Here is a 22655-nt window from a genome sequence, read left to right as displayed (position 1 = left end):
CGCTATCCTTCCCGTCGATGTTCGTGAGGAGCGTTGAGGTCTTCGATGAAGCAGCGGATCAGGTCGCTGTATTCGGCGACGATTTGCCGAGCGCGTTCGTCGTCCTCCGCCTCTGCGACGATCTCAAAGTGGGGTCGGTCGGGGTTGGGTGAAAGATGCACCCATTCGGCGGCGTTCAGATGCACTTTCAGGCCGTCCATCTTGTCGACCTGGTGATGCTGGTGGTGTTGGGTCAACATGCGCATCACGCCGCCTTTGACCTCCCAGGGGCAGTGCACGGTTCCTTTCGCCATGTGAAATTTAGGGAGATAGGCGATGATTTCGCTCACCGGCATCTTGCGAATGGCCAGATATTCAAGCAGCCGCACGGTGGCCATCATGCCGTCGACGGCCGGCTGAAAACCGGGGAAGATAAAGCTGCCTGCGCCGTCCGCAATCAGGAGCACGCCCGTGTAGGTGGCGGTGTGCATCGGGCCGCCGAGGTTCTGCGGGATGCGGAGCAGCCGAGCGCCGTGCCAGCCTGCGATCGTCTCAAAGGCGTTGGGCATGGTGATGGGCGCCGCCACCGGACGGCCAGGATGCGCGTACAGCGCCAGCTCCATCATCAGCGCGGCTGCCGTGACATCGTCGATCACGTTGCCCTGCTCGTCCACCAGGAAGATTTTCTCTCCGCCGACGTCCAGCTGAACGCCGAGCTGCGCCTCCAGCGCATGCACGATCTTGCCCATGCGCACCTGGTTGGCCTTGAACTCTGGCTGCAACATGGCGAGCTTGGTTTCATCCACCCGCGCGTTGAGCGGAACCACGTCCACGCCCAAATGGTTGAAGATGTCGGCCAGGGTGTCGCCGGCCAGACCGTGCGAATAGTCGCAGACCAGTTTGAAGCCGTAGTCGCGAATGCGCTGCACGTCGACGTGGCGCATGAAGTCTTCGGTGTAGGAGGCGATCGGCTCGTGGGCGTAGGCAATCACGCCGATCTCGTCCAGGAAGGCGCGGCGGAAATCTTCGCGGAAAAAGTTGCGCTCGATGGCGCGCTCGGCTGCGCTGGTCTGATTCAACCCCTGGCTGTCGATGATGCGGATATCAACGACGCGCTGATCGAAGGGGCTGAGCCGCACGTGAATGCCGGCGGAGGTGTCCTTGCGCTGGCGGACGTAATGGCGCAGCACCGGGATGGCGACGTTGCCCAGATCCCAGACGTTGACGCCCGTGCCCGGCAGGCCGCTGATGAGGGCGCGCTTGAGCATGCGCGAGCTACGATGTGAGTCGCGGTTGATGGCGACGTAGCTGCCTTTGGGCAACGTGGCGCCCAGCGCCGCACTCAGCTTGGCGGCGAATTCCGGCGTGAGGTCGATGTTGACCACGCCGGAGACGCCAAAGCGACTGAAGAGGGCGCGGCGCCCCTGGTTGCCCCAGATGATGCTGTCTTTGATGGTGGCGCCGGCTTCAATCTCTTTGCTCGGCCACAGTTTCACATTGGCGTGCAGCGTGGCGCCTTCGCCGATGACGCAGTTGTCGCCGATCACGACGCCTTCAAAGGCGATCACTTTGGATTTGATGCTGCACTGGCGGGTGATGATCACCCCGCGCAGCTCGCACGACTCGCCGATGTAATTGTTGCGCCAGATGACGCTGCGCTCGATGCTGTTGTAGTTGTCGACTACGGTGTAATCGCGGATCACCGCCGGCCCGTAGATGCGCACGTCGCCCTTGATCTTCACTTCGTTGCCCAGATAGATCGGGCCGAAGAGCTGGGCGCTTGGCGCAATTTCGACGTTCTCGCCCACCCAAATGCCGCCGCCCAAATGCACGCCGATCGGCTCCGCAAGGTGCAGGCGTCCATAAAGCACGTCAGCGTTGGCGCGCATGTATTCACTGATGTTGCCGACGTCGCACCAGTAGCCCTCGGCGACGTAGCCGTAGAGCGCGCATTTTTCCGCCAACATGCGTGGAAAAAGTTCGCTGGAGAAGTCATAGGGGACGCCCTCAGGAATCAAGTCCAGCACCTCCGGCTCCAGCACGTACAGGCCGGTGTTGACCGTGTCGGAGATGACTTCGCCCCAGGAGGGCTTTTCCAGAAACTGGGTGACGCGGCCCGCTTCATCGGTGATGATGACGCCGAATTCCAAAGGATCGGGCACGCGCGTCAGCGTGATGCTCGCCATGGCCCTGCGCTCGCGATGAACGCGCACGATCTCTTGCAAGTTGAAGTCGGTCAGCGCGTCGCCGCTGATGACGATGAAGGTGTCGTCCAGATATTGCGCTGCATTTTTGACGCTGCCCGCCGTGCCGAGCGGTGCCTCTTCGATGACGTAGGTGATCTGCATGCCGAGGCTGCTGCCGTCGCCGAAGAAATCCTCGATGGCGGAAGCCATGTAGCGCAGGGTGACGATCACCTCTGTGATGCCATGGTGTTTGAGCAGATCAAAGATGTGGTGAATGACTGCTTTGTTGACGATCGGCACCATGGGTTTGGGACGACCGATCGTCAGAGGGCGTAATCTGGACCCTTCACCGCCCGCCATCACAACTGCTTTCACATCAACCTCCGGCAATGCGCTCGTAGACTCGTCAACCTCGGCTCTCTAACAAACTTTCGGATATAACAAAGGCAATCTCTCAAATCGGCGGCCAGGGATAGTTGCGTCGATGCGGCAGCGGCGATGGATAGCAGCGCGTGCGCAGGAGATAGTCGAGGCGTTTGCGCAAGGCGGCGACTTCTGCGGCGCTTAAAAAACTGTCCAGCTGTTTCATAAGTGGACCACCTGCCCGGATCAGGGCGGTGCGCAAGGTCGCCAGATCAGAAAGATACTTCTCTTCGATCGGTTCACAACTGAACTCCCAGATCACCGTGCGCAGTTTATATTCGGTGTGAAAGCAAATGCCGTGATCGATCGCCCAGACACGACCGTCTGCGCCGATTAAGCAGTGGCCGCTTTTGCGGTCGGCGTTGTTGACGACAAAATCGAAGAGCGCCAGGCGGCGAAACGCATCTGCAAACCGCGCGTCATCGGCGACCGTGAAATAGTGCGCTTCTCGATCGTGCTCCACAAAAAGTTGCACGCTGCCCAGGCCGCGGCTGCCGACGCGCAGCACCGTCGGCGGCACCATGTTCCAACCGAGCGCGCGACTCACCTCGTAGGCGGCCGTCTCGCGCTTGCAGAGCGTGCCCCACTCGAAATCCCAGAGGGGCGTTTCCCCGCGCTGCGGCTTGTAGACGGCGGGAAGCGCCACATTGTTGTGCTCTACAACCACCAAAAAACTGTGATTGGAGCTATAGGGCAACAGGCCCTGTTCTTCCATGTCGCCGCTGCGGAGGATTTCCAGCACCTGTTCTTGCGTCAATTCGATAGGCATAGCGGGTGTATTGGAGAAACTCGCCTGCGATCCGCCTGGTCAAAGAAAAATCGGCATGGCATGGCCGTCGGTGCGTGGACAGAAATGTCCTTCTCGATCGATTGGACGCCCACACAGGGGACAGAGCGGCCGACCGGCGGCCACCACTTCAAGGGCGTGTTCGCTCAACGCGCGCATCTGCGAACGCGTCGCCACGAAGCGCACGGCGGGCACGCGCTCGTCATCCGGGTCGATCAGCCCCCCGGACTCGTCCAACATCAACGCCTTGGCGATCAGCCAGATCATGTCCTCGCGTTCATCATAGCCGAGGATGAGCTGCGCCACGCGAAAGGCCGGCTCAACCGGCGTCATCGGCTTCAGCGCTTTGGTGGGGCGTGCAGCAGGCGGCAGGTCTGGAAAACGCTTTTCTAGCTCTTCGAGCAGCTGCAGGACGCTGAGCGCCAGGTTGTTGACTTCCTGCTTTTCCAGCGCAACGGTGACGACCTGGCGACCTGCGCGCCCTTGCAGGAAAAACAAACGCTTTCCGGGTTCACCGATCGCGTCGGCGATAATGAAATCGACTGGATTCAGGTCGTATTGAAAATGCATCATCTCCGCTCCGCCGTCGCTATCACGGCTGTTGCATCGCCTGACGGGGCCGATCCATCCGTTGGGTGGGCGGCGGCTGCTGGATCGGTTTTGATTTCCAACTTCGGCAAGGTGGCGGTCCAGTTCATCGCCAGGATCGACGGCGCGCCATCGTGAAACGCCAGAACGCTGATCGACGCCGTCTGAACAACGATGCGCTGGAACAGGTCCAGCGGCGCGCCGAGGTAGTGCGCCAGCGTGGTGCGGATCACGTCGCCGTGCGCAAAAACGGCGACGACCTCGTTCGGGTGGCGTTGACGCACCATCTCGACGCCGGCCACAGCCCGATTTTGCACCTCGCGCAGCGACTCGCCGTTGGGAAAGCGAAAAGTGCTCGGCGTATGTTGCACCTTGCGCCATTCGGGCAGCTTCGCCAGCTCGCGCAGGTCGGCGCCGTGCCAGTCGCCGTAGTCCACCTCGAGAAAAGCCGGCTCTTCGATGACGGGCAAGTTGCGCGCCGCGGCCAGCGGCCTCGCCGTTTCGACGCAACGCGCGAGCGGGCTGCTGTAGATCGCGGCGAGCGGTTGCTCCTCCAGGAGTTTCACCAGCGCCTCCGCCTGAGCGCGACCTCGGTCATTCAGATGAACGCCCGGCGTGCGTCCGGCCAGTTTGTGGTTGGCGACGTATTCATTTTCGCCGTGGCGTATCAACAGGATAAAAGTCGTGTCAGCCATGACCGCCATTTCGCTTCATATTTGCGTTGCGCACCGAAAGAATGTTAAATAATCGACGACTACACCGGTAGCATAGCATAGACCCAGCGCGTGACGAAGTGTCTGTTATTACCGTTCGCTCCCATGAATGATCGACGGCAAGGCGCAACCTCTCCCCCCATGCTTTATTTATCCATTTTGACAGGCGCGGGATTGCTCGGGCTGTTGCTGGTGCTGTTGGGTGGTTGCGCATCCGTCGACGCCGCCGCTCGCCCCGACCCCTATGCGCTGTATCGTCCGGCGTTGAAGCCTGAATTTCAGAAAGACCTGGACCAGCTTGGCCCCGCGCCTCGCTACGCCATCAGCGCCACGCTGCTGCCCGACGAGCTGAAATTGATCGGCAGCGCCGTCGTCGAGATTCCCAACACCAGCCGCGATCCCTGGACGCATCTGATCTTTCGGCTCTACCCGATGTTGCGTCACTACGGCGGTTCGATGGTGGTGCAGGGCGCGCTGATCGACGGCAAGCCGGCGACCTACGTCTACGTCAACGAAAACACGGCGCTCCGCCTCGACCTCGCCAAACCGCTGACGCCGGGACAATCCGTCACGGTGGCGTTGACCTGGCGGCTCGAGATCCCGCGCTGGAGCGATCAATCCGCCGTCTACGTCCTCTTCGGGCGCAGCCAGCAGATGATCAGCCTGCCTCTTTTCTATCCTTCGCTGGCGGTCTACACCGACGGTCCGGCGATCGGCTCCGGCCAATGGTGGTTGTTCAACGGAACCGAACGCGGGGACGCCGCTTTCAACGTCGCTTCTCTGTTTGCGGTCACGCTCACCCTCCCTTCCGAATGGACGCCGGTGACCAGCGGCGTCGAGGTGGCGCGAGAGGAGCTGGACGGACAGACGCGGTATGTCTTCGTCACCGGGCCTTCGCGAGAGTTTTTACTGCACGCCAGCCCGGTCTTCAGCGCGATCTCGACCGAAGCCTACGGCACGCGCGTGACCAGCTACTATCTGCCGGGCGCCGAAGCGGCGGGACAGGCTGCGCTGCGCTACGCGGCGCAGGCGTTGCGCATCTACAGCGATCACTTCGGCGAGTATCCTTTCACGGAAATGCGCGTGGCGCCGGCGCCGATCAACTTTCGCGGCATGGAATATCCTCAGGCGATCCTGCTCGGCGTCGAAACCTACACGCGGCATCGCGATAAGCTGGAGATGCTCGTTGCACATGAGATGGCGCACCAGTGGTGGTATCAGATCGTGCATAATGACCCGGTCAACGAGCCGTGGCTGGATGAGGCGTTGGCCGAATTTTCCATGCGTCTCTACATGGAAAACATTTACGGCGAGACGCGGGCCCAGCGCATGGTTTCGCAGCGTTGGCTGGCGCCGCTGGAAGGGCTGCGCGCGCGCCGACAGGATGCGGCGGTGGCGCAGCCGGTGCAGGCGTTTCTCAACGGTTCCCAGTATGAGACCGTCGTCTACGCCAAAGGCGCGCTCTTCTGGGACGCAGTGCGCCGCACCGTGGGCGTGCGGCGCTTCGAGCGTTTTCTCCAGAACTATTTGCGCAAGTATCGCTGGAAGATCATCACCACCGAGCAATGGCTGGATGAGTTGCGGCAGCTTCCGGACCCCGCCGTGTTGACGCTCTTTGAAGAGTGGATCGCCGAGCCGCTTCCCAAATAGCGTGAGAACGGAGCAGTCGTATTCCGGCGTGGCGCCTGTTTCGTGTTGCGTGCGCCGGCATCAATCTGGTTACTCGCTGCGCACGAAGGTGTACTCGATTGCTCCCTCGCCGAGCACAATGGTCGGCGCGCCGTCTTCTGTCGTCGTAAATTTATAGATCGCTCCCTGCAGCGGTGGGTCGAGTTGAATGTAACCCTGTAGTTCACCTTTGTCGTCAAATTTCGGACGCAGGCGCGTGCGGAAGTCGCCGGCGTCGAGCGTCAGCTCCTCATCGACCAGCGTCAGCGTAATCTCGCCCAAAGCGGGGTTGACGAAGCGGCCAAGGTGGGGTTCGACGCGCTCGACGTCGACGCGCTCACCCACTTGCGCGGCCAGCTCCTGCACCTGTTTGTCGATCTGTTCCAGGTAGAAGTCCAGGTTGCGCTGTGTCTCCGCCGGCTGCGCAAAGAGCAGCTCGAGCAGACGACTGACGACGCCCTCGTTGAAAAGATTGGTGGCGCGGCCGTTCGTCAAGACGATGACGCCCAACCCTTTTTCCGGCAGGAAGGTGAAGGCGGAGGTGAAGCCAAGCGTGTTGCCGGAGTGACTGATGACCTGCACGCCTTTGTAGGAGGAGACGATCCATCCCAAACCGTAGCTGGCGTCGTTGGTGATGGCGATCTGCGGCTTCCATGTCTCCTTCAGGTTCTGCGCCGAGACGACGCGGCGCCCGTTCGGCGCCACACCCTCCTGGAGCTGCATGACCATATACTGCGCCATATCTTCTAGCGTTGACCAGTGCGCGCCGGCCGGTGCGATGGGCAGAAGCAACGCTTCAACGTCGAGATCGATCGGCGCATAGGAGCCGTCCAGCATCTGCGTGTGCGGCGTGGCGAAATTTCTGCGCGCCCGCACCTCGTCGAAGGAAAGCGTGGTGTTCTCCATGCCGAGCGGCTCCAGCACGCGCATGCGCAGGGCCTCGGCGTAGGCGGCGGCGAGGTCTGGCGCATTGGGAGCGGCGACGGCGCCGGCGATGTAGCCGGCTGCAGCTACCATCTGATTGCTATATTGAAACGCCTCGCCGAAGTCGGTGAAAAACTCAAAGTCGGCCAGCGAGGCGACGACGTCCTCTGCGGTCAGGCGATCGGCGTTGAAGAGCAGCTCCAGGTCGCGGCGCGGCACGCCTGTGCAGGCGCAGACGAGGTTGCGCATCGTGATCGTCCGGCTGAGTTCAGGGTCGAGGACGCGAAAGTCGGGATACAGTTGCTGGACAGGCGTATCCCACGTCATCAGACCATCGTCGACCAGCGTTCCCATCAACAACGTGGTCAGGCTTTTGCCCGTGGAGCCGATCATCACCTGCGTTTCCGGCGTCATCGCAGCTCCTGTGGCCGGGTCGGCCACGCCAAAGCCCTTGGCGTAGACAAGGGAGTCGCCTTGAACAACGCCGATCACGGCGCCGGGAACTGCAAACGCCTCCATGTAGCGAGCGATGAATTCTTCCAGCGAGGTCAGGAGCGTCTCATCCAGCGGCAGCGGTTCGACTCCACGGAGATCGGTCTCTTCTACGGCGAGGATTTTGAAGCCGGAGCCGAGGATGGAGACCTGCGCATTGCGGCGCTGCAGCGCCGCCAGCTCGGCGTCGAGCAAGATCACGTAGGCGACGCCCTCCTTCAGTTGGGCGACTGCCTGGACGATGCGACGGACGTCATTGGTCTCGTAGTTGGTCACCCAAGTACGCTCGACGCCGCTCATCGAAGGCGGCTCGATGGTCTCCCGGATCGGGAGGTCAAAGGTCGGGTCCACGATCCGCCAGGCTTCCGCCGTCGCCTGCGCCAGGTCCTCGCCTTCGACGACGACGATGTCCATGCGAATGGCTGCGTCCGGATCGATGAAGCGCACAAATCCGTTCTCCTCGCGCACCGTCCAGCCGGTCGGGATCGGCGCAGTGAAGCGTCCGGCGGGGTCGGCGTAGACGCCGCGGACGCCGGCGGGAAGAGACGCCGTCTCGGCGAGCGGCTCCAAAGAGAAGGCGCCTTCGACGCCCGCCTGTCTGAAGACGCCGCTGAGCGCGCCAGATTCGTCGATCTGGCCTTCAAAGACGGCCAGCGCCGGCCCTTCCAACATCTCGAAATGGACGAAGGGCGGCTCGATGCGGATGCTGTGCAGCGGGACGCCCATTGCGCCCTGCGCCGGGATGTCGATGGCGCCCGTGTAGCCATCTGCGCCTTCGGCGAGTTCGACAACGATCTCCAGTTCCATGCCCGCTACGGATAGCGTTCCGCCGTAGCGACCCGCCGGCGCCGCACTCTGCGCCTCTTCAACGGCGACCGGCGCGGCCTCGACTGCGCTCTCCGGCGCGCGTTCGACCGGCTGCACAGGCTGGCAGGCGGCCATCGCAAGCATAACAACGATGAGCATCGATGTGACGAGGGATGAGAGTTTACAATGGATCATGGTTCACCTTCTTTGAATTGGGCTTCTTCGTGCGCCCCCCATGGATCGATAAAGAAAAAAATCCACGAAAGTGCACACAAAGAAACGTCCACATCTCTGCTCACCATGTTGCGTCATGGATCAAACAAGCAAAGTCTCAAAAAGACCCGAAGAAGCGCGAAGAGATTTTTGAGGAGAAATGCTCCCCATTTCAACCTGCGCTTACTTTTGTGGAGGCTTTAAAAGGAGCAGCAGTTTCTGAAGAGGAAGGGCCGGGGAAATCGAGGACTGGAGATGGGCAGCCTTCCGCACAGTGCAGTGCGCCGCTGCGCAATCTCCAGCCCCTCCAATCTCTCCCCCTCTCCCCCTCTCCCGCTCTCCCCCTCTCCCGCTCTCAATCTCTCCCGCTCTCAATCTCTCGCCCCCGCCTTCTCGACCTCCAGCCGCTCGGCGAGAATCTCGGCGAGGTCTTTCACCTTCAACTTCTGTTCGGCCTGTTTAGAGGCGTCCGTCATCATGGTCAGGCAGAAGGGGCATCCTACGGCGATGGTTTTGGCGCCGGTGGCCGCCGCCTCTTGATAGCGCGTCACATTGACTGCCGCAGTCCCGTGCTCTTCCTCTTTCCACATCTGCGCGCCGCCGGCGCCGCAGCAGAAGGATTGCTTGCCGTGTCGCGGCATCTCGATCAGGAAGGCGTTGGCCTCGAGCAGTAGATTGCGCGGCTCATCGACGACGCCGTTATGACGACCCAGATAGCAGGGGTCGTGGAAGGTGATCATGTCGACGTCCTGCGCGCGCTGGACGCTGATCTTTTTGGCAGCCGTGAGTTCAGAGAGGAGCTGCGTGTGATGGATCACCTCAAATGCGCCGCCATACTGGCTGTATTCCTTGCCCAACGTCTGCAGGCAGTGTGGACAGGTGGTGACGATGCGCCGCTTGCGTTCACCCATCGCTTCATTGAGCGTCTCGATGTTGCTCTGCGCAAGTTCGTAGAAGAGCGCCTCGTTGCCGGAGCGACGGGCGGCGTCGCCGGTGCAACGCTCCATCTCGCCGAGCACGGCGAAGTTGACGCCTGCTGCGTTGAGCACTTTGGCAAAGGCGCGCGCCGTCTCCTGTGCGCGCGGGTCATAGCTGGGGGCGCAGCCCACCCACCACAGCAGGTCGAAGTCAGGATTCTCGTCCACCGTCGGCGCCTCGAGCCCGCTGGCCCACTTCATGCGGTCGCGGGCGCTGATGTTCCAGGGATTGCCGTTGCGCTCCATGCCGCGGTAGGCCTGCTTCAGCTCATCTGGGAAGGAATTTTCCATCAGCATCTGGTAGCGACGGATGTAGAGAATGTCGAACATCGGTTCGTTGCCGACCGGGCAAATCTCCACGCACGCGCCGCAGGCGGTGCACGCCCACACCGCCGATTCAGAGATGGCGTAGTCGAGCAGCGCCTGCTCCGACTCCTTGCCGCTCGCCAGCGCATCGAGGTGTTCGTTGATGTAGTAGCGCTTGTTGATTTCCAGCGCCGACGGCGACAGCTCTTTGCCGGTGACGTAGGCGGGGCATACGTCCTGGCAGCGGTTGCACATGATGCACGCGTAGGCGTCCACCAGATGCGTCCAGGGGAGTTGCTCGATCTTGTTGACGCCGAAGATCTCCTGGCTTTCATCCTCGAAATCGATCGGTTCGATGGCGCCGAGCGAGGTGCGTTTGGGCTTGGTCAGGAAGTTGACGCCTGACATGATCAGGTGGATGTGCTTGGTGTAGGGGAAGTAGGGCAGGAAGGCCAGGATCAGGCCGATCGCCAGCCACCAGCCGACGTGCTCGCCCACTGTGCGCGCCCCCACGCTCCAGCCCGCCCACGCCTGCGCCAGCGCCGTGCTGAAAGGCTGCCAGGGATCGCCGCCCTCCAGCGAGACCTTGAAGCTGTTGCCCACCAAACGGAAGCCGACATGGAAGAGGATGAACAGGGCCACGATCAACGAGTCGCGGCGGATGGCTCCTTGTTGGACGCTCTCGACCAGTTTGATGTTGTCGTGATAGCTCAACGCTTTGTCATTGTAGATGAAGCGACGCACGATGAAATACACCACGCCGACCAACACGCTGATTGTCGCCAGGTCGGCCAGGAATCGATACAGGTTGCCGACCAGGGTGTGGCCCAAAAAGGTCACCGGAAAGAGCCCCTCGACGACGTCGCCAAAGTTGACCAGAAAATAAAAGACGAAGCCCAGGGAGATCAGGATGTGGAACAGGCTGCTCCAGGGCCGCGTCTTCCAGATCGGCCGCGTTGTGATCCAGGTGGAGACGGCGTACCAGAAGCGCGCCGCCATGTCGCCCAGCGTCGGCTTCTCGCCCGTTCCGCGCATCACGACTTGATACACCTTGTAGAATCCTGCCCCGGCGAAGTAGAGCGACGCTCCAACAGCGATGAGAAACAGAATTTTTTCGATCAGGGTTAACATAAACGCCCTTTCTACGCTGCGGTGAGGGAAAGATGCGGTTGGCTTTGCTTTGTGGATATAACGTCTTTCCGTTTTGGCGTCGTTGCCGCCGCGTTGAATTGTGAGGCGACGGCCCAATCATACGCTTTCTCTTCGAGGACGGCAAGTGACCTTATTCCTCTCAACCGGCGTGAACCCTGCCCCACCCGGATGGGACAAAGCAGGGACAAACGCCCCATGCAATCAGAGCGTTGTGGCGCAATAATGAATTCGTTGAAGCAGGCCTGGCGGGCGTTCTGCTTTGTAAGAAAGGCGATGAGCGGCACAGGGTCGTTCCCTGCCAGACGCTTTCTGATTCTTCGGAGGTGAGTGGAATGAAACGATTTGCGTTGCTGTCAGTCGTAGCGCTGATCGGTCTGTCGGCGGCGGCCCTGGCGCCGGTCCCTTCAGCTTATGCCGGGCCTGCCGAGCAGCAGATTGAGCCGGTGATTATCTACTTCTTTTGGGGCGACGGATGCCCACACTGCGCAGCGGCCAAACCTTTTCTGGCCGAACTAAAAGAAAAATATCCCGGCGTCATCGTGCGTGACTACGAGGTGTGGAAGCATCCGGAGAATCGCGCGCCGTTTATTCAGATGGCGGCCAGATTCGGCTTTGAACCGAGCGCCGTGCCCACATTCTTCATCGGCGACCGCTACTGGATCGGCTACGCCGAAGAGCCTTACGCCCGTGAGATTGAAGCCTACGTGGCGTTTTGCATTGCCAATGGCTGCCCAGACCCCGGCGCCGGCATTGTAGCGCCGTTGCCTACGCCAACGGCTCCGGTCACGGTGAACGCAGCTGAAAACGCGCAACTCGACGCAGCAGCCTCCGCCGCCGGCGAGCAGGGTGCAGCCGAGCCGGAAACGCCGGTCGCTGAGGCGCCGGCGCTGTCCTCCAGCGTCATCACCTTGCCTCTGCTCGGGGCAGTCGACCTGGGCGCGCACTCGTTGCTTTTCAGCACCGCGCTGATCGCCTTCGTGGATGGCATCAACCCCTGCTCGCTCTGGGTGCTGTCCGTCCTGCTGGCGTTGACCATTCACACCGGCTCGCGCAAGAAGGTGTTCATTATCGGTTTCGTCTTCCTGACCGTGACCTCGCTCGTCTACGTGCTTTTCATCGCCGGCTTGTTCACCATGTTCACCGTGCTGGATTGGGTGCCCTGGATTCAGGGCGTCGTGGCGCTCGTGGCGCTTTTCTTTGCACTGGTGAGCGTCAAAGATTACTTCTGGTACAAAGAGGGAATCTCTTTCACCATCGCCGATGAAAAGAAGCCCGGCCTGTACCGCAGCATGCGTCGCGTGCTGGCGGCCGGCGATTCGATGCCGGCGCTGATCGGCGCCACGATTGTGATGTCCGCAGGGGCGTCGCTGGTGGAGTTTTCATGCACTGCAGGTTTTCCGGTGCTCTGGACAAACTTGCTTATCACGCAGGGGGTGACCACCGGCGCGTTTCTGCTGTTGCTCTTGCTGTACATGCTCATCTATCAGCTCGACGAGATCGTCATCTTCGTCAGCGCAGTGATTGGGTTGCGCGCCAGCAAGCTGGAAGAGAAACATGGCCGCATCCTCAAATTGATCAGCGGCATGCTGATGCTGGCGCTGGCGCTGGTCATTTTGCTCGATCCGTCCCTGATGAGCAGCCTGACCGCCGCCATGTGGGTCTTCCTCGCCGCCTTTGGCGCCTCGCTGCTGATTTTGTTGCTCCATCGTCGGGTGTTGCCGGCGATGGGAATCGTCATCGGCAATGAAGACCTGACAGGCCGACAACGATTTCGCGCGCACAGACGAGAGTCAGGGCGAGAGCAGAAGAAACATCGCAAGGCAGCTCATTGATCGATTTGATAGATAATTGCAGCAATCTATGAAACGTTCGCCGCGCCCTCGCACCCTATTTATTGTTGGATGGCTTATCGTTGGATGGCTGCTCCTCGCCGCAACAGGGCTGAGTGGATGTTCACCTGGCCTGACCACCCATGCAGCGCCGTTCATCGATCTGCAAGAGCGCACGCCTTTGCCGGTCGCTGCGCCGGCGGAAGTCGCCCATCTGCGCATGGGCGTCGCCGCCATCCTCTCGCCCCAGGGAACGATGACGAGTTACAGCGCGTTGGCCGAGTATCTGTCGCGAAAGTTGGGACGCCCGGTGGACCTGGTGCAGCGGCGCACCTACGCCGAATTCAACGAATTGGTGGAACGAGGAGAGGTTGAACTCGCCTTTATCTGCACGAACTCCTATGTGGTGGGCGCTGAAAAATTTGGCATGGAGCTGCTGTTGGCTCCGGAGATCGGCGGCGAATCGGTCTACTACTCGCAACTGATCGTTCCTGCCAACAGCCCCGCCCAAACCATGGCGGATCTGCGCGGGAAAGTTTTCGCCTTCACCGATCCGATGAGTTTCACCGGTCACATTTATCCGACGTATCTGGTGCAACAGCTGGGAGAGACGCCGGAAACCTTCTTCCGGCGCACGTTCTATACGTACAGCCACGATCGCGCCATCGAAGCAGTCGCCAATGGCGTCGCCGATGGGGCGGCCGTCGACAGTCTAGTGCTGGACTATGCGCTGCAGCGAGAGCCCGGGATGTCAGAGCGTCTCCGCATCATTCACAAATCCGAGGCGTTCGGCATTCCCCCGGTGGTTGTGCCGCCAACGCTTCCGCCGCGGCAGAAGGCGCTGTTGCGCGAGCTGTTGCTCACCATGCATGAAGAGGCTGAAGGACAGATCGTGCTGCGTAATTTAGGCGTCGATCGTTTCATCGAGATCGAGGACGCCGCCTACGACGGCGTGCGCAGGCTCGTTCAGGCCACGGGAATCCGGTGATGAGTGCATCGAACGTTTCGACGGACGGCGTCTCGGCCATGGCATCCTTTCCATCTCGCCGCCTGAACCTCTGGGCGGAGAAGATCTGGCGGATCGCCGGCGGAGTTAATGTCCGCACAAAGATTCTGGGCATGGTGTTGGCGTTGACCACCATGTTAGGTCTGGCGGTGACATGGCAGGTGCGCGCGGTGATGACGCACGTCTTCGCCGATGAACTGGAGAACCGCGGCGTCTCCGTCGCCAGCGATCTGGCCAGTCGAAGCATCGACCCTATCCTGCTGAACGACACTTACGCGCTTCATCAGTTGTTGCGGGAAACTGTGCTCAACCATCCGGATGCATTGTACGCTTTCGTCCTCAATTCTCGTGGAGAGGTGCTGGCGCACACCTTTGGCGATGAGGGATTCCCGGCGGCTTTATTGAATTCTCAGGCGATAGAGGCGAGCTATAATATGCACGGCGCCATCCGTCACTGGGTCTACAACAGCAACGAGGGGGTGGTCCACGAGATGATTGCCCCTATCATGGACGGAAAAGCCGGCGTTGTTCGCCTCGGGCTCACGGAAAAAAGGCTGCAAGCCGTCATCGACGCCGTCACCGGTCAGATGCTGTTGACTACGCTGGCGGTGGCGATGGCCGGCATCGTCGCTGCGATGATCTTGACCTGGTTGCTCACGCGGCCCATCCTGGACCTTGTCAGGACAACGCAGGCGGTTGGACGCGGCGATTTGCAGGCGCGTGCGCCGCACTGGGCCGAGGATGAAATCGGCACGCTGGCCAATGCGTTTAATCAAATGGTGGCCGAGCTGGAAGCCAGCCAGCGCGCAATTGCCGAGAAGGAACAGGCGCGCCATATGTTGCTCAAAAAGCTGATCACGGCTCAAGAGGAGGAGCGCAAGCGCATTGCGCGAGAGCTTCACGATGGCGTAGGTCAGGTGCTTACCTCGCTAATGGTGGGCATTCGCACCTTGCAGCGCAGCGACGTCGCTCAGCAGGAAGAGCGCTTCGACGAGCTTTGTGCAATCGCAGGGGAAACCTTAGAGCAGGTGCGCACGCTCAGTCGCGAGCTGCGCCCCAGCCTGCTTGATGACCTTGGTCTGGCGGCGGCGCTGGAGCGCTATGCGTCTGAATTTGCGCGCGCCTATCCTGGGGTGCAGGTTGACCTTCATTGCGCCCTTCCCAGCCGACTGCCCACCCCAACCGAGACGGCGCTTTACCGCATTGTGCAGGAGGCGATGACCAATGCCGCCCGACACAGCAAGGCGACGGTCATCAGCGTGTTGATCGGTCAGCGCAACGGCAGCGTACAGGCGATTGTTGAAGACAACGGCGTTGGCTTCGATGTAGACGCCGTGCGCCGACGCCAGAGCAGCGTCGGCATCTTCGGCATGAGCGAACGCGCCGAGCTGCTGGGCGGAACGCTCGACATCGAAAGCAGTTCGGATGGCACGACTGTATACGCGGAGATACCTCTGTGAGTAAAATTCGCATTTTGGTGGCCGATGACCACGCCGTATTGCAGGCCGGCCTGGAGGCCATGCTGAATGCAGAAGTCGATATGCACGTCGTGGGCACCGCCGGCGACGGCTACGCTGCGGTGCGACAGGCGGCGCTTCTGCAGCCGGATGTCATCTTGCTCGACATCAACATGCCCTGCCTCAACGGGTTGGAAGCGCTCGAACAGATTCGCACCCAGGCGCCTAAGAGTCGCGTTCTCATCCTCACCATGCACGATGACGCTCAGTATCTGCGCCAGGCGATGGCGCACGGCGCCGCCGGATATGTGCTCAAACAATCGGCGGGCAAAGAGTTGTTGACGGCGATCCGGACTGTGTGGCAGGGCGGCGTCTATCTGCATCCCACCCATGCGCGCGCGTTGGCGACGCCGCCTCCGGCGAGCGCACCCGTCGCCGCTGAACTCTCTGAAGCGGCCAAACGCTTTCAACTGCTCAGCGAACGCGAGGCGGAAGTCTTCCGATTGGTGGCTTTGGGATATCGCAACAGCGAAATCGCCGAGCAGCTCTCCCTGAGCGTCAAGACTGTGGAGACCTATAAGTCGCGAATGATGGACAAGCTGGGATTGCAGACGCGCACGGCCCTGGTGCGCTTTGCGCTGGAAGTCGGGGTTCTGCAGAAAACCGACGCCGGCGGCGATTGAGTGTGGAACGCCAATTTTGAAAGGTGGAGAATTGAAACAGCGTTCTGATTCGTGATATAAGTCACCGAGAAACTTCGCATATTCTCTTACGCTTTGAGAAGCGAATTGATATTTATGCGCGGAGCAACCGCTTGTCCAGAGGTTCGAGCCATCGGCAAAGGAAACACCACATGTTTGGCAAAAATAAGAACAACGCTGTTACGCAAGACGCGGTGATGCAGGCGCTCAGCAGGGTGCAGGAGCCTGAGCTGCACAAAGACCTGGTCACGCTCAACATGATTCGCGACGTCGCGATTCATGACGGAGAGGTCAGCTTCACGATCGTGCTGACGACGCCCGCCTGCCCACTGCGCGCTCAGATCGAACAAGAGGCGATTGCGGCGGTCAAAGCGTTGCCCGGCGTCTCGACGGTCAACGTACGTTTTGTAGCCGATGTTCGCCAGGATCACCGCATCATCGGCAGGCTCAACATCCCTGTGAAAAACATCGTCGCCGTTGCGTCCGGCAAGGGCGGCGTCGGCAAGAGCACGGTCAGCACCAATCTAGCCGTCAGCCTGGCGCTCGACGGCGCCAAAGTTGGCGTGCTGGACGCCGACATCTACGGCCCCAACATCCCGATGATGTTTGGATTGTCCGGCCGACCTCGCATCGAACATGACAAACTGACGCCCTTTGAACGCTACGGCGTGAAGGTCATCAGCATGGGATTCTTGATGCCCGAAGGAGAGGCGGTGGTCTGGCGCGGGCCGATGCTCCACAAAGCGATTCAGCAGCTCTTCACCGACGTAAACTGGGGCGAGCTGGATTATTTGATCGTCGATCTGCCCCCGGGCACGGGCGACGCCCAGCTCAGCCTGGCGCAGAGCGTGCCGCTCACCGGCGGCATCATCGTCACCGGACCCCAGGCAGTGTCGGTGAGCGACGCGCTGCGCGGGGCCAGAGCCTTCGAGCGCCTGGAGGTGCCGATCCTGGGCGTGGTGGAGAATATGTCCGGCGAGATTTTCGGCAGCGGCGGCGGCATGGAGGCTGCCAAGAAACTGCATGTTGACTTTCTGGCGCGCATCCCTCTTGACCCGCAGGTGCGCATCGGCGGCGACAGCGGAGAGCCGATCGTCGTGCTGGCGCCGGACAGCCCAACCGCCAAAGCTTTCCGAGACTTTGCGCGCGTCGTAGCCGCCAAGATCAGCGTGCAAAACGTTGCACCGCAGCCGCAATTGAAGATCGTTTGAAAATCGGATGAAGTGAGAGAGCTTATCGACGCCGGCAGGCTGAGGCGTCGGTGCTCCTCCCTGAGTGGGGAGGAACGCCCTCCCCACTCAGAGAGGATTTTTGTGGATAAAGAAGCGACCGAAGATCAAAAGAAGGACGAGAGCGCCGACAAGGCCATAGATGAATTCCCCCAGGTAGCTCCAGTTGGAGATAGGCGGAATGCGCAAATAGTCGAACAACCATCGCCCGACGTACGCGCCGGCGATGCCGGCGACAACGTTGCCAACCATGCCGAGCCCTTCGCCGTGTAAAATGATGCTGGCAAACCAACCGGCTGCAGCCCCGATGCACAGCATCAGCCCCAAACTGATCAAAGGATCCATCGCACCCTTGCTCCATCCGTAGTAGAGTCCGACCGCTATCTTTTCCAGGGAGAATGTCGAGCAGCATTCCATGATGACCGGCTGTAGACAAATTTCGCAATACACCCCTGTCCGCGCGTTTCAGCCAGAATTGTAGATGGAGGCGAAAGAGGAGACAACGGAGAGTTGTCGTAAAGCGTAAGGCATTCGGGCGTATACATTTGCCGACCCATTCGCACTGTATACGCCCGAAAACGGATCAAATCACGCACTTTCAAATCGGCCGCGCCGTTGAGACCGAGTGCGCCAGCACCTCCTCCGCCGTCACTTCACGCCCTAGCCGCTCCGAAAGATAGATGCCCTCTGAAATCAACATCGTGTTCAACGCGCACTCCGCCGACGGAATGAGCGGCACGCGCCCCTGCAGCGCAGCGATCCAGTGTTGTTGCGGGCTGTCGTAGGCGTCGCCCTCTTCGGCGACATTGTGGAGCCGCCACTCAAAGGCGCTCAGATTGGCGGTGGCGTCGAAGTCCAGATGGCCCAGGCTGAAAAAATAGCCGAAGGGATCGAGCCGCACTCCACCCTTGTCGCCGAGGATCAGGCTGGAGCCGAGATTGTCCATGTGCGCAGCCCATGCCTCGATGATGTCCATCGTCAGACCATTCTCGAAATGCACGAAGCCGACGCCCAATTCCTCCACATTGTAACCGCTGATCTCCCGACGCCGCGCGTCCATTTCAATCTCCTGGTAGGTGCGGCCGGTGATGCGCGTCACTCGAGGGTTGCCGGTCAGCCAGAGCGCAGTGGCGATATGATAGACGCCCATGTCGTAGAGCGCGCCGCCCGCCGAATGCTCCTTTTGCACAAAGGTTGGGCTGCCGTAGCCATCGACGAAGGGGCGGCCGCGCCGACGATGCCCCACCGACCGCACATGATAGAGGCGCCCCAAATGGCCGGCGTCGATCAGATATTTGGCGGCCTTGGCGGCGCTATTGAACATGGTGACGAACTGAATCGCCAGTTTGCGCCCCGTGCGCTGCGCCGTCTCCCACATCTTCAGCGCATCCACGTACGCGCCGGCCATCGGCTTTTCGCAGAAGACGTCCTTGCCGGCCTCCAGCGCCGCCACCGTCGCCGGCATGTGATAGTTGTTATGCAAACAGACGTCTACGGCCTGAATGTCCTCGCGGGCCAGCAGGTCATGCGCGCTGGCGTAGACGTGCGGAATGCCGTATGCAGCGGCGACGCGCTGCGCCTCGGCCTGGTTGATGTCCGCAACGGCGACGATCTCGACGTTGGGCATTTTGGCGTAATTGTCGATGTGATGCTTGCCGATCTGTCCGACGCCGATCACACCGACGCGCACGCGATCTGAAGAGGTCATATCCACTCCTTTTTTACAATGTTATTGAGTTTGAGATAGATTTTTTACGATCGATTTCTGTGGCGACGATGTCGGCGGGACGGACGGCGCTATTGCGCATTTCAAAACAAGCGCCGCTCCTCGCAGAATGATCGTGGCCGGCCATGAGACGACGGTCGGTCTGATCGGCAACGCCGTGTTGACCTTGCTGCTTCATCCCGATCAACTCGCCGCAGTGCGCCGCAATCCTGCCCTCACTCTCGCCATGATCGAGGAAGTGCTCCGCTACGAAGGGCCGGTCGAACGCACGATCACCCGCTTTGTCGCCCGCGATGTCACGCTTGCCGGCAGACAGCTTCGGCGCGGCGACCTGATCATCGCCGTCGTAGGCAGCGCCAATCGCGACGAGCGCCAATTTCTCGACGCCGATCGTTTCGACATCCACCGCAATCCTCAGCGCCATCTGGGGTTTGGACACGGTGCGCATTACTGTCTCGGCGCTTCGCTTGCCCGCCTCGAAGGGGAGATTGCGCTCAACGCGCTGCTGCGCCGTCTGCCCGGCCTGCGACTGGCGACGGACGTGGAGCAGCTGCGATGGCGGCTGCTGCCGCTTTTTCGTGGGCTGCTGGCGCTGCCGGTGGCATGGGATCCCCCTCGTCTCAACAAGGCCGGCCGGTGACTGCGGCGGCGCTAGTCGTCGCCCAGGATGCGCTTCAGCAGGGCGATGGACTTGCGCGCCGCGCCGATCTCGTCGCCATCGTAGGGCGTGCTCTCGACGCCCCAGGCGCCCTGGTAGCCCGCTTCCTGCAGCAGCCTCACCAGCCGCGGCAGATCCCACTCCGGCTCGTTGCCCTCGGCGTCGAACGAAAAGGTTTTGAAATGGGTGAGGCGGGCGTACTTGCCGCATTCCCGCCACGCCTGTTCATGCGTCCCTTTGGGCCAGTTGTAAGAGTCGAAGAGCAGCCCCAGCTCCGGGACGGCCGCAAACAGGCGATGCATGGCGTCGGGATGGTTGGTCGGCCCCCAGTGGTTCTCGATCAGAATCTCGACGTTCAGAGGCCGAGCGCGGGCGATGATGTCTTGGTAGCCCTCGACGACAATGTCGAAGATTTCCTCCAACGTTTGTTCGCGACCGCCGGCGTCGATGCGCAGTTGCTCGGCGCCAAGTTCGTGGGCGATCTCCAGCCAGCGATAGCGGCGTCTGCGGTTTTCCTCGCGCGCCTCCGCGCTCGGCTCGAAGATGTGTGCGCCATCGACTGCGATGCATCCCATCGGCAGGCCGGTCTCTTGCGCCGCCGCTTTGACCTCGGCGAGGAAACCGTTGTCGTCGTACGCGCGTTGCAGGTGCACGTTCCAGGGGTCAAGCTGGGTGTAGCCCGCCTCCTTGCAGAAGTTGAAATACCCGAAGAGATCCATCTTCCCGGCCTCGACGGTGCGATGCAAACTGTAGGAGCATAAACTGTAGCGCATGGACGATCCTTTCGTTCAATTGCGTTTGACTGCAGAGGCGGAGAGGCCGAGATCCCTGTTGAGAGAAACTCTGCGCTCTCCGCGCCTCTGCGTTGAAGAGTAAATTAAAGAGTAAAACGTCATTCGTTGAACGGTTCGACGTAACTTGCCGCAATCACCTCGATCCCGCCTCCCGGCCGCTCCCAGGCGACGAAGAGGTTGTCCTTGCCGTCGCCCTGTTTGTAGAGCACCTCGAAGTAGTAGCGCTGGCCCGCCTTGAGCGCAATCGGGCCGGACGCCTGCTCCGGGAATTTGTCGTAGACTTCGGCGTTGGTCCAGTCCGGCGTGTAAGCGATCACAACCTTGTTGGCAGGATTGGCGTCTTTGCTCAAGGACAACGCGCCGCGATCGTCGGCGGAGATGAAGAAACGATAGTCGCCGCTTTCGGGCGGGACGAGATAGCCGCGGATGCGCACTCCGTAGTTGACGCCGCTGCCGCGCGGGAAGGCCAGCCGATCCAGCTCGACGATCGTGGGCGCTTCGTTCCGGAATTGCGGCGTCTTCAAGAAAGCGTCGATGTCGCTTCCGGAGACGTCTTTCCATACCTCCGCCCGGATGCGTTTGCCGGCGGCTGCACCGGAAGAACGCGCAGGCGTCGGCGTGGCGGTTGGGGCGCCGGCTTCCTCACCCCGAGCAGGCGTTGCGCGTAGCGTGGCCCGGGGAGTGGCGGTCGCCGCTGTTGGGCGAGTCGCTGCGCCTGTGTAGCGGATGCGGTAGAGGCCGCCCAACACGATTGACAGCGCGTACAGCGAGTCGTTCGTCGCCGTCATCTGCACGATGCCGGGCATGTTGGTGGCGAACTCATGGTCGGTGACGCTGCCGTCGGCGTTGAACGTCAAAAAGTTGGTGACGCCGCCGTTGTAGTCGTGATAGAAGTATGCGCCCCGGTACATAGGCGGGAAGGTGCGCCCCAGATAGAGATCGCCGCCGATGGCAGCGCCGCGCGCCGGTTGCGCCGTGTGGGTGTAGGCGAAGGTCGGCGCTACGACCGCCAGCTCTCCGCTCCGGTAGGGCCTGCAATCCGCGTAAGAGGCGGCCTCCTCCGGGCCTTCGTAGCAGGGCCAGCCGAAGTTGGCGCCCGGCTCTGCAATGTTGATCTCTTCCCACTTCTGATTGCCCACCTCTCCGATGATGACGCGACCGTTGCGCGGGTCGACGGTGATGCGGAACGGATTGCGCAACCCCAGGGCGAAGACCTTGGAGCGGTTGCTGTCCGGGTCGCCGTCAAAGAAGGGGTTGGAGCGCAGCCCTTTGCCGGTGTCCGGATCGACGCGCAAAATCTTGCCGTTGAGGCTGTCGATGTCCAACGCGCGGGGGTTGCCCCTGCTGTTGACGATCCCGTCGCCCACCGCCACATAGAGCGCGCCGTCAGGACCAAAGGTGACCATGTTGACCGTGTGCGCATCCCCTTCATTGGCGATGCAATCGCGCACGGGTCGTTTGTTTTCATCCAGGCAGGAGAACGGCTCGGCGTCGCCCTGATCCGGGTTGCCGACGTAGCGGGCGATGCTATTCTTGCCCACCAGCACAACGCCGCTGTCCGGCAGCGCCTTATTCAGGTCCTTGCTGTCAGCGGTCAACCGCACCACGCGTGAGACGCGGGCGCCGCTTTTGTTGCGATCCTTAATCTCCGGCGGATCGTACACGAAGGCCAGATAGACGTAGGGACGTCTCGGCCAGGCGGGATCGACGGCGATCCCTAAGAGTCCGCGACTTCCATAGTCGTTGACTTCACCGGAAATGTCGATGAACGGCTCAGCAAGAAGCTCGCCTTTGTGGAAGACGCGCACCCTGCCCGCCTTTTCGGCGATGAAAATGCGACCGTCAGGCGCAATCGCAAAACTGGTTGGCAGTTTTAAACCCACCACCACTTCTTCCTGAACAAAGCCGTCGGGCAGATTGAAGCCTCCCTGCGCCCGCACAGGCTGTGCAACTGGCGGAAGCAGAATGCTGATGAGAAGCAGAGTCGTCAACGCAGCCCGCGCGCCGCCATTGAATCGTTTCAGAGCTGTCGACAACAGG

Annotated in this window: 17 protein-coding genes; 7 read left to right on the top strand and 10 right to left on the bottom strand. The window is 61.1% G+C overall.

Features of this window, described 5'->3' with window-relative positions; genetic code table 11:
- Nucleotides 1–2: 2 nt before the first annotated feature.
- From Q0367_RS13320 to Q0367_RS13305, 4 genes are all read right to left on the bottom strand, one after another.
- Nucleotides 3–2540 carry a sugar phosphate nucleotidyltransferase gene (locus Q0367_RS13320; RefSeq protein ID WP_297641330.1) on the bottom strand — a complete coding sequence of 846 codons (2538 nt, stop codon included), beginning with the start codon at nt 2538–2540 and terminating at the stop codon, nt 3–5.
- Nucleotides 2541–2619: 79 nt separating this feature from the next.
- Nucleotides 2620–3357 (bottom strand): SCO1664 family protein, encoded by a 738-nt coding sequence (locus Q0367_RS13315; RefSeq protein WP_298982779.1) that lies wholly within the window; start codon nt 3355–3357, stop codon nt 2620–2622.
- A gap of 39 nt (nt 3358–3396) precedes the next feature.
- Nucleotides 3397–3948: a DUF3090 domain-containing protein gene (locus Q0367_RS13310; protein ID WP_297631398.1), complete on the bottom strand. Its 552-nt coding sequence runs from the start codon at nt 3946–3948 to the stop codon at nt 3397–3399.
- The gene (locus tag Q0367_RS13305) at nt 3945–4658 is read right to left on the bottom strand and encodes an MSMEG_4193 family putative phosphomutase (RefSeq protein ID WP_297631396.1); all 714 of its coding nucleotides are present in this window, start codon (nt 4656–4658) and stop codon (nt 3945–3947) included. The genes Q0367_RS13310 and Q0367_RS13305 overlap by 4 nt, the downstream gene beginning before the upstream one ends.
- Nucleotides 4659–4817: 159 nt before the next feature.
- Between Q0367_RS13305 and Q0367_RS13300 the strand changes: the two genes are divergently transcribed.
- Entirely contained in the window at nt 4818–6326 is a 1509-nt protein-coding gene (locus Q0367_RS13300) for a M1 family metallopeptidase (RefSeq protein ID WP_297631393.1), read from the top strand.
- A 69-nt stretch (nt 6327–6395) separates the two neighbouring features.
- Here the strand turns inward: Q0367_RS13300 and Q0367_RS13295 are convergent, their stop codons facing one another.
- Complete coding sequence (locus Q0367_RS13295) at nt 6396–8762, bottom strand: serine hydrolase (protein WP_297641332.1); 2367 nt, start codon at nt 8760–8762, stop codon at nt 6396–6398.
- A 389-nt stretch (nt 8763–9151) separates the two neighbouring features.
- A complete protein-coding gene (locus Q0367_RS13290; RefSeq protein ID WP_297629527.1) occupies nt 9152–11194 on the bottom strand; it encodes a (Fe-S)-binding protein in 2043 nt (680 codons plus the stop codon).
- A gap of 353 nt (nt 11195–11547) precedes the next feature.
- Here Q0367_RS13290 and Q0367_RS13285 point away from each other — a divergent pair, with 353 nt between their 5' ends.
- The 5 genes from Q0367_RS13285 to Q0367_RS13265 all read left to right on the top strand — a co-directional run bounded on the left by Q0367_RS13285 (nt 11548) and on the right by Q0367_RS13265 (nt 17419).
- Nucleotides 11548–13047: a glutaredoxin domain-containing protein gene (locus Q0367_RS13285; protein WP_297629525.1), complete on the top strand. Its 1500-nt coding sequence runs from the start codon at nt 11548–11550 to the stop codon at nt 13045–13047.
- Nucleotides 13048–13075: 28 nt separating this feature from the next.
- Nucleotides 13076–14032 carry a phosphate/phosphite/phosphonate ABC transporter substrate-binding protein gene (gene phnD, locus Q0367_RS13280; RefSeq protein ID WP_297629523.1) on the top strand — a complete coding sequence of 319 codons (957 nt, stop codon included), beginning with the start codon at nt 13076–13078 and terminating at the stop codon, nt 14030–14032.
- The gene (locus tag Q0367_RS13275; RefSeq protein WP_297629521.1) at nt 14032–15510 is read left to right on the top strand and encodes a HAMP domain-containing protein; all 1479 of its coding nucleotides are present in this window, start codon (nt 14032–14034) and stop codon (nt 15508–15510) included. Before phnD ends, Q0367_RS13275 begins: the two co-directional genes overlap by 1 nt.
- Nucleotides 15507–16190, top strand: coding sequence for a response regulator transcription factor (locus Q0367_RS13270; RefSeq protein ID WP_297629519.1), 684 nt, complete (start codon nt 15507–15509; stop codon nt 16188–16190). The genes Q0367_RS13275 and Q0367_RS13270 overlap by 4 nt, the downstream gene beginning before the upstream one ends.
- Nucleotides 16191–16360: 170 nt before the next feature.
- The gene (locus Q0367_RS13265) at nt 16361–17419 is read left to right on the top strand and encodes an Mrp/NBP35 family ATP-binding protein (RefSeq protein ID WP_297629516.1); all 1059 of its coding nucleotides are present in this window, start codon (nt 16361–16363) and stop codon (nt 17417–17419) included.
- An 87-nt stretch (nt 17420–17506) separates the two neighbouring features.
- Here the strand turns inward: Q0367_RS13265 and Q0367_RS13260 are convergent, their stop codons facing one another.
- Nucleotides 17507–17782 carry a GlsB/YeaQ/YmgE family stress response membrane protein gene (locus Q0367_RS13260; RefSeq protein ID WP_297629514.1) on the bottom strand — a complete coding sequence of 92 codons (276 nt, stop codon included), beginning with the start codon at nt 17780–17782 and terminating at the stop codon, nt 17507–17509.
- A gap of 253 nt (nt 17783–18035) precedes the next feature.
- The gene (locus Q0367_RS13255; protein WP_297629512.1) at nt 18036–19145 is read right to left on the bottom strand and encodes a Gfo/Idh/MocA family protein; all 1110 of its coding nucleotides are present in this window, start codon (nt 19143–19145) and stop codon (nt 18036–18038) included.
- A 127-nt stretch (nt 19146–19272) separates the two neighbouring features.
- On the opposite strand from Q0367_RS13255, the gene Q0367_RS13250 reads away from it, so the two are divergent.
- Nucleotides 19273–19803, top strand: coding sequence for a cytochrome P450 (locus tag Q0367_RS13250; RefSeq protein ID WP_298982772.1), 531 nt, complete (start codon nt 19273–19275; stop codon nt 19801–19803).
- An 11-nt stretch (nt 19804–19814) separates the two neighbouring features.
- Here Q0367_RS13250 and Q0367_RS13245 read toward each other — a convergent pair whose 3' ends face one another.
- Together Q0367_RS13245 and Q0367_RS13240 are read right to left on the bottom strand one after the other, a co-directional pair.
- Nucleotides 19815–20594 carry a sugar phosphate isomerase/epimerase gene (locus Q0367_RS13245; RefSeq protein WP_297629505.1) on the bottom strand — a complete coding sequence of 260 codons (780 nt, stop codon included), beginning with the start codon at nt 20592–20594 and terminating at the stop codon, nt 19815–19817.
- 119 nt (nt 20595–20713) lie between these two features.
- Nucleotides 20714–22651, bottom strand: coding sequence for a PQQ-dependent sugar dehydrogenase (locus tag Q0367_RS13240; RefSeq protein ID WP_298982768.1), 1938 nt, complete (start codon nt 22649–22651; stop codon nt 20714–20716).
- Nucleotides 22652–22655 lie beyond the last annotated feature (4 nt).

It is taken from the genome of uncultured Caldilinea sp. (genome assembly GCF_937128415.1).
Classification (GTDB): Bacteria; Chloroflexota; Anaerolineae; order Caldilineales; family Caldilineaceae; genus Caldilinea.
Note: the sequence above shows the minus strand (reverse complement) of the source record. Positions and strands in the feature narration are given on the sequence as shown.